14 protein-coding genes are annotated in these 13,439 nt (G+C 65.6%); 6 read left to right on the forward strand and 8 right to left on the reverse strand.

Going from position 1 to position 13,439, the window contains the following annotated elements:
- Positions 1 to 147: 147 nt before the first annotated feature.
- A complete protein-coding gene (locus L6D89_RS29360) occupies positions 148 to 1,467 on the reverse strand; it encodes an MFS transporter (RefSeq protein ID WP_236201988.1) in 1,320 nt (439 codons plus the stop codon).
- A gap of 258 nt (positions 1,468 to 1,725) precedes the next feature.
- Here L6D89_RS29360 and L6D89_RS29365 point away from each other — a divergent pair, with 258 nt between their 5' ends.
- Positions 1,726 to 2,130 (forward strand): acyl-CoA thioesterase, encoded by a 405-nt coding sequence (locus L6D89_RS29365; protein WP_017521585.1) that lies wholly within the window; start codon positions 1,726 to 1,728, stop codon positions 2,128 to 2,130.
- Between the two features lie 52 nt (positions 2,131 to 2,182).
- Here the strand turns inward: L6D89_RS29365 and betA are convergent, their stop codons facing one another.
- From betA to betI, 3 genes are all read right to left on the reverse strand, one after another.
- The gene (betA, locus tag L6D89_RS29370) at positions 2,183 to 3,865 is read right to left on the reverse strand and encodes a choline dehydrogenase (RefSeq protein WP_236201989.1); all 1,683 of its coding nucleotides are present in this window, start codon (positions 3,863 to 3,865) and stop codon (positions 2,183 to 2,185) included.
- Between the two features lie 128 nt (positions 3,866 to 3,993).
- Entirely contained in the window at positions 3,994 to 5,466 is a 1,473-nt protein-coding gene (gene betB / locus L6D89_RS29375) for a betaine-aldehyde dehydrogenase (protein ID WP_236201990.1), read from the reverse strand.
- A 46-nt stretch (positions 5,467 to 5,512) separates the two neighbouring features.
- Positions 5,513 to 6,106 (reverse strand): transcriptional regulator BetI, encoded by a 594-nt coding sequence (gene betI / locus L6D89_RS29380; RefSeq protein ID WP_045214133.1) that lies wholly within the window; start codon positions 6,104 to 6,106, stop codon positions 5,513 to 5,515.
- Between the two features lie 481 nt (positions 6,107 to 6,587).
- Between betI and L6D89_RS29385 the strand changes: the two genes are divergently transcribed.
- Together L6D89_RS29385 and L6D89_RS29390 are read left to right on the forward strand one after the other, a co-directional pair.
- A complete protein-coding gene (locus L6D89_RS29385) occupies positions 6,588 to 7,148 on the forward strand; it encodes an HdeD family acid-resistance protein (protein WP_236173776.1) in 561 nt (186 codons plus the stop codon).
- The gene (locus L6D89_RS29390; protein WP_236173775.1) at positions 7,141 to 7,311 is read left to right on the forward strand and encodes a hypothetical protein; all 171 of its coding nucleotides are present in this window, start codon (positions 7,141 to 7,143) and stop codon (positions 7,309 to 7,311) included. The genes L6D89_RS29385 and L6D89_RS29390 overlap by 8 nt, the downstream gene beginning before the upstream one ends.
- 1 nt (position 7,312) lies before the next feature.
- On the opposite strand, the gene L6D89_RS29395 is transcribed toward L6D89_RS29390, so the two are convergent.
- Positions 7,313 to 8,524, reverse strand: a complete 1,212-nt coding sequence (locus L6D89_RS29395) for a YeeE/YedE family protein (RefSeq protein WP_236201991.1) — start codon at positions 8,522 to 8,524, stop codon at positions 7,313 to 7,315.
- 194 nt (positions 8,525 to 8,718) lie between these two features.
- A complete protein-coding gene (gene pdxR, locus L6D89_RS29400) occupies positions 8,719 to 10,173 on the reverse strand; it encodes a MocR-like pyridoxine biosynthesis transcription factor PdxR (protein WP_236201992.1) in 1,455 nt (484 codons plus the stop codon).
- A gap of 116 nt (positions 10,174 to 10,289) precedes the next feature.
- On the opposite strand from pdxR, the gene L6D89_RS29405 reads away from it, so the two are divergent.
- From L6D89_RS29405 to L6D89_RS29415, 3 genes are all read left to right on the forward strand, one after another.
- Positions 10,290 to 10,739 carry a GNAT family N-acetyltransferase gene (locus L6D89_RS29405; protein ID WP_236173771.1) on the forward strand — a complete coding sequence of 150 codons (450 nt, stop codon included), beginning with the start codon at positions 10,290 to 10,292 and terminating at the stop codon, positions 10,737 to 10,739.
- A 12-nt stretch (positions 10,740 to 10,751) separates the two neighbouring features.
- On the forward strand, positions 10,752 to 11,432 hold the full coding sequence (locus L6D89_RS29410) for a GNAT family N-acetyltransferase (RefSeq protein WP_236201993.1): 681 nt from the start codon (positions 10,752 to 10,754) through the stop codon (positions 11,430 to 11,432).
- An 81-nt stretch (positions 11,433 to 11,513) separates the two neighbouring features.
- A complete protein-coding gene (locus tag L6D89_RS29415; RefSeq protein WP_236201994.1) occupies positions 11,514 to 12,425 on the forward strand; it encodes a D-hexose-6-phosphate mutarotase in 912 nt (303 codons plus the stop codon).
- 106 nt (positions 12,426 to 12,531) lie between these two features.
- Here the strand turns inward: L6D89_RS29415 and L6D89_RS29420 are convergent, their stop codons facing one another.
- On the reverse strand, positions 12,532 to 13,074 hold the full coding sequence (locus L6D89_RS29420) for a DUF3299 domain-containing protein (protein WP_236201995.1): 543 nt from the start codon (positions 13,072 to 13,074) through the stop codon (positions 12,532 to 12,534).
- Positions 13,075 to 13,158: 84 nt separating this feature from the next.
- The gene (locus tag L6D89_RS29425) at positions 13,159 to 13,404 is read right to left on the reverse strand and encodes a GlsB/YeaQ/YmgE family stress response membrane protein (RefSeq protein ID WP_081519143.1); all 246 of its coding nucleotides are present in this window, start codon (positions 13,402 to 13,404) and stop codon (positions 13,159 to 13,161) included.
- Positions 13,405 to 13,439 lie beyond the last annotated feature (35 nt).

Raw genomic sequence — 13,439 nt, forward strand, 5'->3', positions numbered from 1 at the left:
ATCACCACTCTCACCTTCGAATCTCTGTAAGTACTTGATTTTCAAGTTCTTTCAGCGCTTCGTCGCTGGGAGTGGTGCGCATTATAGGGAGTTTAAATTAGCCGTCAACGACTAATTTAAACTTTCTGCAAAAAACTGTCCGCTCGATCAGCTTACCGCTATCCCCTGCCCTACCAGCCGGCGCTCCTGGCGCAGCAGATAGGCCCCCACCAGCAGCCCCACTACGCACAGGGCCACCACATAGTAGGCCGGGCCCAGCGGGTCTTCCTTCATAAGGAGGGCAACGACCATGGGTGTCAGCCCGCCGAAGATGGCGTAGGCCAGGTTGTAGGAGAAGGACAGCCCGGTGAAGCGCACCACCGCCGGGAAGGCGTTGACCATTACGTAAGGCACTGCGCCAATGACGCCGACACACAGGCCGGTAATCGCATACAGCGGGAACAGCCAGTCGGGGTGTGCCTTCAGGGTGGTATAGAAGGTCCAGGAGACGACACCCAGCAGGATGCTTCCCACTATAAAGGTGCGACCCGCGCCAAAGCGGTCGGCAAGGCGACCGGCCAGGATGCAACCGACACTCAGGCAGACGATGGCCAGGCTATTGGCCTTCAGCGAGGTCGCCGCGTCGATGCCATAAACGGTCTGCAGTACCGAGGGGGTCATCAGGATCACCACCACGATGCCGGCGGACAGCACCCAGGTCAGCAGCATGGACAGCACCACCGCCGGACGATGCTCACGCACCACCACGCCCAGCGGCACTTCCTCGGCCAGCTGCTTGCGCAATTGCAGTTCGGCGAACACCGGCGTCTCGTGCAGCCAGCGGCGCAGGTAGACGGAGAACAGGCCGAAGATGCCGCCCAGCAGGAACGGGATACGCCAGGCGTAGCCCTGCACTTCCTCGGCGCTGTAGACACTGTTGATCAGGGTCGCCACCAGCGAACCGATGAGAATGCCCGCGGTCAGACCCGACGTCAGCGTGCCGCAGGCGTAGCCTACATGGCGATGCGGGACGTGCTCGGCGACGAACACCCAGGCCCCCGGCACTTCACCACCAATGGCCGCGCCCTGGATAACGCGCAGCAGCAGGAGCGCCAGCGGCGCCCAGATGCCGATCTGCGCGTAGGTCGGCAGCAGGCCCATGATCAGTGTCGGTACGGCCATCAGGAAAATGCTCAGGGTGAACATCTTCTTGCGCCCGAGCAGGTCGCCGAAGTGCGCCATGACCACACCGCCCAGCGGGCGCGCCAGGTAACCGGCAGCGAACAGGCCGAAGGTCTGCAACTGGCGCAGCCAGTCGGGCATGTCGGCGGGGAAGAACAGCTTGCCGACCACGGTGGCGAAGAACACGAAGATGATGAAGTCGTAGAACTCCAGGGCGCCGCCCAGGGCGGACAGCGAAAGAGTCTTGTAGTCGCTGCGGGTCAACGGACGTGACGCGGGCGCGGCAGGAGCGTTCACAGAAGGCATGGTGCTTGTTATCTCTGCAGGCAAGGAATCTGCGGCCGGCAGCCGCAGGTGCCGCACCATAGCAAATTGCGCGGAGGCGACACAGCGGCGCGCCCGCTGGAATTTCTCGAATTCCGGCGGTCGTCGCGCCGGCCCTCCCTCTATATAATGCGGGCAGGCCGATCAAAAGCTGTCCCAAGGCCTTGCGCCGGCAGGTGTCTTGGGAGAGTTTTTCCATACCCTCACCATGAGTACGCCGGGGGCAAGAGGCCCTTACCTATGATCGAGCTCGAACAAGAAGATCCTATCCCGCAGGGCGACCTGGCCTTGCAGATCACCGCCCTGCCGCGCGAGACCAACGGCTTCGGCGATATCTTCGGTGGCTGGCTGGTGGCGCAGATGGATCTTGCCGGAACCGCCATGTCCAGCCGCATTGCCGGAGGCCGGGTGGCCACGGTAGCCATCGACCGCATGGCCTTCCTGGTCCCGGTCGCTGTTGGCGCGCAGCTCTCCTTCTATACGCAGACCCTGGAAGTAGGCCGCAGCTCGATCCGTATGCTGGTCGAAGTGTGGAGCGACGACCCGCTGTCCAGCGAATGGCGCAAGGTCACCGAGGCTGTATTCGTCTTCGTCGCCATCGACGGCAGCGGCCGTACCCGTCCGGTTCCTCCGCGTCGTGGCTGATAACTGAAAACGCCGGCTCTCTTGCCGGCGTTTTCGTCTCTACTGCAGGGAATCAGCGCTGCGGTTTTCCGCGCACCGGCGCACCGTTGGCCTTGAAGTAGTCGGCGGTGCTGCGCGGCAGCGCGGGACGACCGCGGACCTTATCGGCGAGCTTCTCGGCCATCATGATAGTGGTGGCGTTGAGGTTGCCGGTGATGATCAGCGGCATGATTGACGCATCGATGACCCGCAACCCTTCCATGCCGTGCACGCGGCCCTCGCCATCGACCACCGCCATGTCGTCGTCGCCCATCTTGCACGAGCACGACGGGTGGAACGCCGTTTCGGCGTGCTCGCGGACGAATGCGTCCAGGTCGGCATCACTCTGCTTGTCCAGCCCCGGGCTGATCTCGCGGCCACGGTAGGGGTCGAGCGCCGGCTGGTTCATGATCTCGCGGGTAATCCGGATGGCATCGCGGAACTCCTGCCAGTCCTGCTCGCAGGACATGTAGTTGAACAGGATGCTCGGGGGCTTGCGCGGGTCGCGGGAGGTCAGGTTGATCCGTCCCCGGCTGGGAGAGCGCATGGAGCCGACGTGGGCCTGGAAGCCATGCTCACTCACCGCGTTGCTGCCGTTGTAGTTAATCGCCACCGGCAGGAAGTGGTACTGGATGTTCGGCCACTCGAACTCCGGGCGACTGCGGATGAAACCGCCGGCCTCGAACTGGTTGCTCGCGCCCAGGCCGGTGCCGAGGAACATCCACTCCGCGCCGATCTGCGGCTGGTTCCACCATTGCAACGCCGGGTACAGCGAGACGGGTTGCTTGCAGGCGTACTGCAGGTACATCTCCAGGTGATCCTGGAGGTTCTGTCCGACACCGGGCAGATCGTGCACCACCTCGATGCCCAGGTCGCGCAGCAAAGCGGACGGACCGACGCCGGAGCGCTGCAACAACTGCGGAGAAGCAATGGCACCGGAGCACACCAATACTTCGAGGCGTGCACGCACCTCGGTCAGCGCATTGTCATCGCCGTGCAGGTAGGTCGCACCGATAGCGCGCTTGCCGCTGAACAGGATGCGGTCGGTCAGCGCGTGGGTGACGATAGTCAGGTTCGGCCGCTCACGGGCCTGGTCGAGATAGCCACGGGCGGTACTGGCACGGCGACCTTGCGGCGTGACGGTGCGGTCCATTGGACCGAAGCCTTCCTGCTGGTAACCGTTGAGGTCCTCGGTACGCGGGTAACCGGCCTGCACGCCAGCCTCGACCATGGCGTGAAACAGCGGGTTGTTGCCGGCCTTGGGTGTGGTGACGCTCACCGGGCCGCTACCGCCGTGGTAGTCGTTGGGGCCGATGTCGCGGGTCTCTGCCTTGCGGAAGTACGGCAGGCAATCGAGGTAGGTCCAGTCTTCCAGTCCCTTTTCCTGCGCCCAGCCGTCGAAGTCCATGGCGTTGCCGCGGATGTAGCACATGCCGTTGATCAGCGACGAACCGCCCAGGCCCTTGCCGCGCCCACACTCCATGCGGCGGTTGTTCATGTGCGGTTCCGGGTCGGTCAGGTAGGCCCAGTTGTAGCGGCGGCCCTGCAGCGGGTAGGCCAGCGCCGCAGGCATCTGCGTGCGGAAGTCGGCGCGGTAGTCCGGGCCGCCGGCTTCGAGCAGCAGGACGCTGACGTCGGCGTCCTCGGTCAGGCGCGTGGCCAGCACGTTACCGGCCGATCCGGCGCCAATGATGATGTAGTCGTATTCCTGGGACATGCAGGCCTTCCTCTTTTTCAGGCACGACACCGCCCGCGACGCGTGCGCGCCGGTGTCTGCGTGTTGGGGATGGCCGGTGGTCAGGGAGTCATGCCTGCGACCGGCCTTTCATGGCTCGATCGCGGCGATCAGAACACCGAGGTGTAGTCGCCCAGCTCTACCTGTACGGATTTGATGCGAGTGTAGTGAGCCAGGGTGGTCAGGCCGTTCTCACGACCGACACCCGATTGCTTGTATCCGCCAACCGGCATCTCGGCCGGCGATTCGCCCCAGGTGTTGATCCAGCAGATGCCCGCTTCCAGGCGGTGAATCGCCCGGTGCGCGCGGGTCAGGTCCTGGGTGACGACGCCAGCGGCGAGGCCGTATTCGGTGTCGTTGGCGCGGCGGATGGCCTCGTCTTCGCTGTCGTAGACGAGGATGCTCATGACCGGCCCGAAGATTTCCTCGCGGACGATGGTCATGTCGTCACGGCAGTCAGTGAACACAGTCGGCGCGACGTACGCGCCCTGGCCGAACTCGCCATGGGTGACGCGCTCGCCACCGCACAGCAGGCGGGCCTTCTGCTCTTTGCCGGACTCTATATAGGAGAGCACGCTCTCCATGTGCGGGAAGCTCACCAGCGGGCCGAAGTTGGTGTTCTCGTCCTGCGGGTTGCCCTGGCGGATGCGCTTCACGCGCTCCAGCACCTTGGCCTCGAAGCGCGCCTGCAGGTTGCGCGGGATGAACACGCGGGTGCCGTTGGTGCAGACCTGGCCGGAGCTGAAGAAGTTGGCCATGACGGCGATATCAGCGGCACGGTCGAGGTTCGCGTCCTCGAAGATGATCAGCGGCGACTTGCCGCCCAGCTCCATGGTGACTTCCTTGAGCGAGGAACTGGAAGCGCTGGCCATGACCTTCTTGCCGGTGGCGGTGCCGCCGGTGAAGGAAATCTTCTCGATCAGCGGGTGCTCGGTCAGCCACTGGCCGACTTCGCGGCCGCTGCCGGTGAGGACGTTGAACACGCCATCGGGCAGGCCGGCCTCGGTGTAGATCTCGGCGAGCTTGAGCACGGACAGCGGAGTGACTTCGCTGGGCTTGAAGATCATCGCGTTGCCGGCAGCCAGGGCCGGCGCGGATTTCCACAGGGCGATCTGGATCGGGTAGTTCCAGGCGCCGATGCCGGCGACCACGCCCAGTGGCTCGCGGCGGGTGTAGACGAAACTGGTGTCGCGCAGCGGGATCTGCTCGCCTTCGATGGCGGGCACCAGGCCGGCGTAATACTCGAGCACGTCGGCGCCGGTGACGATGTCGACGAAGCGGGTTTCGGCCAGCGGCTTGCCGGTGTCGAGGGTTTCCAGCTCGGCGAGCTCGTCGTTGCGTTCGCGGAGGATGTCGACGGCGCGACGCAGGATGCGCGAGCGTTGCATGGCGGTCATCGCCGCCCAGACTTTCTGCCCTTGCACCGCGCTCTGCACGGCACGCTCGACGTCTTCCTTCGAGGCGCGTTGTACCTGGGCGAGGACTTCACCGTTGGCCGGATTGATGGTCTCGAAGGTGGCGCCGCTGGTGGCTTCCACGTAGCGACCGCCAATGTAGAGCTTCTGTACTTCGAATCGAGCCATGGTGCGGTGGTCCTCTCTTGTCGGTGTCAGCGCAAGGCTGCGCCCGCTATCCGGGGCGCTTGGCCAGTTGTTGGTCGAGGTAGTCGTAGGCAATCGCCAACGCCTGCTCGGTGTCGAAGGCGTCGCCCGAGAGCGCGCCCCGCAGCCAGAGGCCGTCGATCAGCGCGGCCAGCCCGCGGGCGGCGCTGCGTGCCTGGGCCAGCGGCAGTTCGCGGCGGAACTGGCTGCACAGGTTCGAATACAGCCGGTGGTCGTTGATCCGCTGCAGCCGGCGCAGCGCCGGCTGGTGCATGCTGGTTGCCCAGAAGGCCAGCCAGGTTTTCATCGCCGGACCGTTGACCTGACTGCTGTCGAAGTTGCCGGCGATGATGGCCCGCAGGTGCGAGCGCGGTTCATCGTTGCGCAAGGTAGCGCGGCGCTCGGCGACGGCCTTGCTCAATGCCGACATCAAATGTCGCATCGTCGCTTCCAGCAGTCCGTTCTTGTCCTGGAAGTAGTGGCTGATGATGCCGTTGGAGACCCCCGCCAGGCGGGCGATCAGGGCGATGCTGGCGTCGCTCATGCCCACCTGGTCCACCGCCTCGAGGGTCGCGTGGATCAGTTGGGAACGGCGAATCGGCTGCATACCGACCTTGGGCATTTTTCAATCTCCTCTTCGCCGGACATGCCTGTGCCGTCCGGCGATACTGTGGGCCAGTCTATTTGTTTTTTATTGAACGCTCAATCAATCAAGAATATGCTGCGTTGCATCAAGACCTCCGAAGCTCCCGCATGGCGGGGCCTATACCGTTCATCGCTGCGCCATATTCCCGCCGGCAAGGATCGCAGAATCCGCGCCTGATGTGTCGTAGCCGCTCTCCCCGGTGACGTCGCCTGACGGCACCCGCCCGTTGCGACGGGCCTTCCACAGCCCGGCCATGCGCCGGGCTTTCTTTTTGGGTTCTCGTTGTAGGAGCGAGCTTGCTCGCGAATGGATTCATCGGCAGCACCAGCGTCGGGCGGTTCGCGAGCAAAGACTGGGCGTCCCCCTCGCTCCTACAGATCACGGCGTGACCTGGCGCAAGCGATCGAGAACGCGAGGGACTATGGTTTGAGCCACACCCCTCGCGAGGATCGCCGCCATGTCGCAACACCCGCTCTGGCAAGCCCTGGGCCGCCACTGGAAATGGATCGCCCTGCGGGGCGTTGCCGCACTGCTGTTCGGCATCCTGGCGATGGTCTGGCCAGGCATTGTGCTGACCGTCATGGTGCTTTTCTTCGGCGCCTACGCCTTTGTCGACGGCCTGTTCACCCTGATCGCCGCCGCGCAGATGCGCGAATCCGGTCGGCCACTGTGGCCGCTGGTGCTGGTGGGTTTGCTGGGAATCATCGCCGGACTGGTCGCCTTCTTCTGGCCACAACTCACGGCGCTGGGCCTGCTGATGCTGATCGCCGGCTGGGCACTGGTGATGGGCGTGCTGCAGATCATCGCCGCCATCCGCCTGCGCAAGGCGCTGCAGAACGAATGGTGGCTGGGGCTTTCCGGCGCGGTATCGGTACTGTTCGGCGTACTGATGATTGGCAACCCCGGGGCCGGGGCGATCGCCGTGGCCTGGGTGATCGGCGCTTACTCGGTGTTCTTCGGCGTGCTGCTGATCCTGCTTGCCCTGCGCCTGCGCAAGACTTCCACCTTCAATGCCTGAGGAGCGGGACTGGTGCCTGCTGCGCCTGGATGACAATGGCAACCGCTTCGTCATGCGTCGCCAGCTGACCCGCGCCGAGGCCGAAGCCCTGGCGCGGGACTACCAGGCGCGCGGCCACAAGCAGAGCTACTGGGCGGAGCGCGAGACGCCCCGCCCGGCCTGACTCAGCAGCCGGTCAGGCGCGCTTCCACGCGCTCGGCGGGGAAGAAGATCGGCCGCAGGCGCACCCCCACGGTATTGCCGAAGAACGCCGCCACCAGCCACAACCAGCCATGCAAGCTGCCGGAAGCGATACCGCTGAAGTACGCACCGATGTTACAGCCGTAGGCCAGGCGCGCGCCGTAGCCCAGCAGCAGGCCACCGATCACCGCCGCGACCAGCGAGCGTGCCGGAATTTTCAGGCTCGGGGCGAAACGCCCGGCAAGGCCGGCAGCCAGCAGCGCGCCGATCATGATGCCGAAGTCCATCACGCTGGTGACGTCCTGCCACACTGGCGCTGCCAGTGCCTTGGCGTTGGCTTCGGCCTGCCAGAAGGCCCACTGGTCCACAGCGATGCCAAGACTCTCGAACGCCTTCGCGCCCCACAGGGCGAAAGCCGAGGTGACGCCCCACGGACGCCCGGCCAGTGCCAGGGTGGCGAAGTTCAGCAGCGCCAGCGCGATGGCACCCCAAACCAGCGGCCAGGGGCCGCGCAGGAAACGACCTGCGCCGTGCTCGCCGTTGCTCGCGATCAGCTCCAGCACACCGTGACGGCGGCGCTCCAGTACCACGCTGATGGCGGCGATGGCGGCGAACAGCGCCAGGCTCAGCGCCAGCGCCGGGAACAGGCCGAGAGACTGGACGATGGAAGTCGGTGGCAGCGACGGCAGGGCGAACCACCAGCCGATGTGGTGAGTGGCGACCACCGAACCGATGATGAAGAACAGCAGCGTCACCAGCATTCGAGCGTTGCCGCCGCCCACGGTGAACAGCGTGCCGGAGGCGCAGCCACCGCCCAGTTGCATGCCGATGCCGAAGATGAAGGCGCCAACGATGACCGAAGTGCCAGCCGGAGAGACCAGACCTTTCACTGGCTCGCCAAACAAGGTGCCAGCCGCGAGCGCCGGGAAGAACAGCAGCACCGCGATCGCCAGCATCACCATCTGCGCACGCAGGCCGGCGCCCCGGCGCTCACGGATGAACACACGCCAGGCGGAGGTGAAGCCGAAGGCCGCGTGGTAGAGCGTCAGCCCCAGCGCGCCGCCGACCAGGAACAGCAGCGCCTGTCGCCCGCTGACCGCCTGGGCGAGGAACGACGCGCCGGCCAGCAGCAGGAGGAAGGCGATCCAGAGCGCGCTGGACTTGCGCTCGGGAACGGTGGACAGGGCTAGGCTCATGGCGACTCCAGGGATGCTTTTTCAAGAGGGGCAGCATTCTAGGGAGCGTAGTGCCTCGCGCCAACTTCGTAAGTCAGCTAAGGAAATAACCAGGCGTTAGGACACGACGCAGGGCGCATAACGCCTCAAGCGTTATCCGCCAATAACTCCGAGCCAGGGGCCGGATGGCAGATAACCGCTCACGCCTATCCGCCCTACGCCCAGGCCTTGCGCAATGCCTTCAGCGCCTCGGCGATCCGCGCCTCCGGCACGGCCGCGAAGCCCAGCACCAGTCCGGCACGCTGATCCGCCGGCTCGGTCGACTCCGGCAGCCAGTAATCGCTCAGTGCATTCACCTCCACGCCCACGGCAGCGGCGCGACGCACCAACGCCTGTTCGCGCTCGCGGCTGTCAACCCTCACGCACAGATGCAGCCCCGCCTCCACCGCTGGCATCGGCGCACAACCGTCCACTTGCGGCCAGCCCCGCAGCAGCGCATCGCGACGACTACGGGCGGCACGGCGCATACGGCGGACGTGGCGCTGGAAATGCCCTTCGGCGATGAAGTCGGCCATCACCCGCTGGGTGCCGACTTCCGAATGGCGCACGTCCAGGGCACGGCGGCGCGCGAAAGCCTGCGCCAATGCCGGCGGGACAACGAGATAACCCAGGCGCAATGCCGGAAAGGCGATCTTGCAGAAGGTCCCGACGTAGAGCACACGGTCATGGCGGTCCAGCGCCGCCAACGGCATCAGCGGGGTGCCGCTGTAGCGGTACTCGCCGTCATAGTCGTCCTCGACGATCCAGCCATTGCTGCGCTCGGCCCACTCCAGCAATTCCAGGCGACGTGCCAGCGACAGGGTCACGCCGGTGGGGTACTGGTGCGAGGGCGTGACGTAGACCAGGCGGCAATCCGGCAACTGCCCCAGTTGCTCGGTGCGCAGGCCATCGGCATCCACCGCGATTCCATGCAACCGTGCGCCCGCCGTGGCGAAGGCATGGCCGGCGGCCCGATAACCGGGGTTCTCGATGGCAGCAACGTCACCGCTGGCCAGCAGCACCTGGGCGCACAGCGCAATGCCCTGCTGGGCCCCGCTGGTGATGATGATCTGCCCGGCGTCACAGTGCAGACCGCGCGTGCTGCGCAGGTAGGCGGCGACCAGCTCGCGCAGGCGCTGCTCGCCGGCCGGATCGCCGTAGCCCAGGCAATCCAGCGGCGGATCGCGCCAGAAGCGTGCCTGCAGCCGCGCCCAGGTGTCGAAGGGAAACAGGTCGAAGGCCGGTACGCCCACACGGAAAGCGCGCGGCGCGCCGGTCGGCGGCATGGGCAAGTGATGCCGCGCTAGCCGCTCGAGGGACGGTGCGTCCGGGTTGCGCGCCTCGCTGCGGATCGTCTCGACCGCGGGCTGCACGCGCTCGGCCACATAGGTGCCGTCGCCCGTACGGCCCTCGATGTAACCCTCGGCATAGAGTTGCTCGTAGGCGCGCACCACGGTGTTGCGCGAGACGCTCAGCGACGCCGCCAGGTCGCGGCTGGCCGGCAGCCGCGAACGGGCTGCTAGGCGGCCATCGAGGATGCGCTCGCGCAGCGCCTGGAACAGTTGCAGGCCCAGCGGTTGCGCAGGATCGAGGCGAATGCCGGAAGGGTTGAACGGCAGCGGAACACTCATGGGACAGCTTCCAGGACAGCTAAAATGGTTCCTTTGATTTGACCATGAATGGCTCTTTAGCAGAACCAATTCCGCGCCTAGGCTGGAAGCACTCCAACGCACACAAGGTCGTCACCATGTCTTCCGCTGTCGAGATCCGCCCGATCACCGCCGATGATCACGCCGCCTGGCTGCCGCTCTGGCAGGGCTACCAGCGCTTCTACAAGACCACCATCGACGAGGCCACCACGGCCGTCACCTGGCAGCGATTCCTCGATGCCGCCGAGCCGATGCACGCCGCCCTCGCCTGGCGCGATGGCGTGGCGATCGGCATGGTGCATTTCATCTACCATCGCTCCTGCTGGACCCAGGGCGACTACGTCTACCTGCAGGACCTGTACGTCGCCGAAGGCCAGCGCGGTGGCGGCATCGGTGCGGCGCTGATCGAGCACGTCTACGCCGACGCCCGCGCCAAGGGTGCCTCGCGGGTGCACTGGCTGACCCACGAGAGCAACACCGACGCCATGTTCCTCTATGACCGGATCGCCGACCGCTCCGGGTTCGTCCAGTACCGCAAGATCCTCTGAGCCGGAGCCCCCATGAACGACCAACCCCTGCTGAACTGGCACCCCGCCGCCAGCCCCGAGCGCCGTACGCTGACCGGCCGCACCATCAACTTGGCGCCGCTGGACGTCGCCACCCACGGCGATGACCTTTGGCAAGCGCTGCAAGGTCCGGACTGCGACCCCGTGCTCTGGGACTACCTGCCCTATGGCCCCTTCACCGGGCGCGCAGCGTTCGACGCGTGGCTGGCAGGCAATGCGGCAAGCAATGACCCGCTGTTCTTCGCCGTAATCGATCGCACCAGCGGCCGCGCTGTCGGGCTGCTCAGCTACCTGCGGATATTCCCCAGGGACGGCAGCATCGAGATCGGCCATATCGCCTATGGGCGCGTCATGCAGCGCTCGCCGGCCTCCACCGAGGCGGTCTACCTGCTCGCCCGCTGGGCCTTCGAGATGGGCTACCGGCGCCTGGAGTGGAAGTGCAACGCGCTGAATGCCCGTTCCATGCGGGCCGCCGCGCGCCTGGGCTTCGTCTTCGAAGGCACCTTCCGCCAGGCCACCGTGGTGAAGGATCGCAACCGCGACACCGCCTGGTTCTCCATCATCGACAGCGAATGGCCGCGCTGCCAGCGCGCCTTCGAACGCTGGCTGGACGCTGCCAACCTCGACGCTGACGGGCAGCAGCGCGCTCGCCTGGAAGACCTGCGCCAGGGCTGATCTTTTCATTCTCCGGGAACTGCCCGCTGCGTAAAGGATCGGTGATACTGACTCTTTCGCAGCGCAGTCCCGGAGACCACCATGAGCAGCGACATCCAGACACCCCGCGTTGAACAGGTGCAGATCGACCAACTGCCCTGCTGGCGCATCCATACCGCCCATGGTGAAGCCCTGATCGCCCAGCAGGGCGCGCAACTGCTGAGCTATCAGCCCCACGAGCAGCCGCCGCTGGTGTGGCTGAGCGACACCGCCGAATACCACCACGGCCAGTCCCTGCGCGGCGGCGTACCGGTGTGCTGGCCGTGGTTCGGCAATCTGGAACGCAACCCGGTGGAAATCCGCACCGCCTACCAGGGCGACAAGGCACCCGCCCATGGCCTGGTACGCGCGGTGGACTGGCAGCTGGACGATATCGCCGACGAACTGGGCCAGCTCTCCGTGCATTTCAGCTTCGACGCGCGTGACGGCCTGCCCGGCTGGCCGCACTCGGCGCGGCTGGAGCTGGTGATGCGCTTCGGCGAGCGCCTGACCCTGGAAATGACCACCCACAACCTGGGCAACGCACCGCTGCCGGTCAGCCAGGCGCTGCACACCTATTTCGCCGTGGCTGACGTGCGCCAGGCCAGCATCGACGGCCTGCAGGGCTGCCGCTACGTGGAGACGCTGGAGAACTGGGAGCTGCGTGAACAGCACGGGGTGGTGCGCATCGCCGGGGAAACCGACCGCATCTACCTGGACGTGGAAAAACCGCTGGTGATTCGTGATCCGGTGTGGGAGCGCGGCATCCACATCCAGGCCGGCGGCTCGCGTTCGGCGGTGGTGTGGAACCCATGGACCGACAAGGCCGCACGCCTGTCGCAGTTCACGGACGATGCCTGGCAGGACATGCTCTGTATCGAGACCGCGCGGGTCTGGGACGACGTGATGAGCGTGGCGCCCGGGCGCAGCGAGACAATGCGCGTGGAAATCTGGAGCGAACCGCTGCAGGGCTGATCACTCAGCGGTATGACAATACGTAGGAGCGGACTCTGTCCGCGATCGGTCCGCATCGCGCCGGACGCCAATCGCGGACAGAGTCCGCTCCTACGAGAGCAATACCTTACAGATCGCTCTCTTCCACCGGCCGCACCTTGGCGTCGTCGATGGCATAGGCCGCATCCGCCAGGTCATTGCTGACCTTTTCGACCTTCAGCGTGCCGCTGACCCAGACCGGGTTGTAGATATCGTCGATCCGAATGCCCTTGGGGTAGCGCACCAGCACGATCTGGTTCGGCGGCGGCGGCGGCACGTGGATGCAGGCCCCCGGGTAGGGCACCAGGAAGAATTCGGTAACGCGGCCCTTGGCGTCATTCTCCAGCGGCACCGGATAGCCTCCCAGGCGCAACGCCTTGCCGTTGAGCGCCGCCACCGTCTTGGTCGAATACATCACCTGCGGCAGCTTCTTGTCGGACTGCTTGAGCCCGCCCTTGTTGGTGAAGGTGCCGTTGGCCTCGGGGCCGCTGTGGGTGATTTCCGGCATGTTTTCCAGCGCCTTGCGGTCGCTCGGCGGCATCAGGGACAGCCAGTCGGTTTCGGGGAGCTCGGCGGCGGACGCCAGGGAGGTCAGCAGCATCAGGCTGCAGGCAAGCAATGTTCGACGCATCGTGGACTCGAAAGGCCCGGTCGGGCACAGGCGGGATATTCCTCCAGCACCCTCCCCCTGGCGGGAGAGGGCCGGAAATCACCGTCAATTCTTCTTGATCAGGCCGTAAATGACCAGCAGCACGATGGCGCCGATCACCGCGCCGATGAAGCCCGCCGCCTGGCCGGCCGCATAGATGCCCAGTGCCTGGCCGCCGTAGGTGGCCAGCAGCGAGCCGCCGATGCCGATCAGGATGGTCATGATCCAGCCCATGCTGTCATCGCCGGGCTTCAGGAAGCGTGCGATGAGTCCGACGATCAGGCCGATGACGATGGTTCCGATAAATCCCATGACAGTCCCTCCTTGTGGGTTGAGCGCGGTGGGTG

It is taken from the genome of Pseudomonas pseudonitroreducens (assembly GCF_021603645.1).
Taxonomy (GTDB): Bacteria; Pseudomonadota; Gammaproteobacteria; order Pseudomonadales; family Pseudomonadaceae; genus Pseudomonas; species Pseudomonas pseudonitroreducens.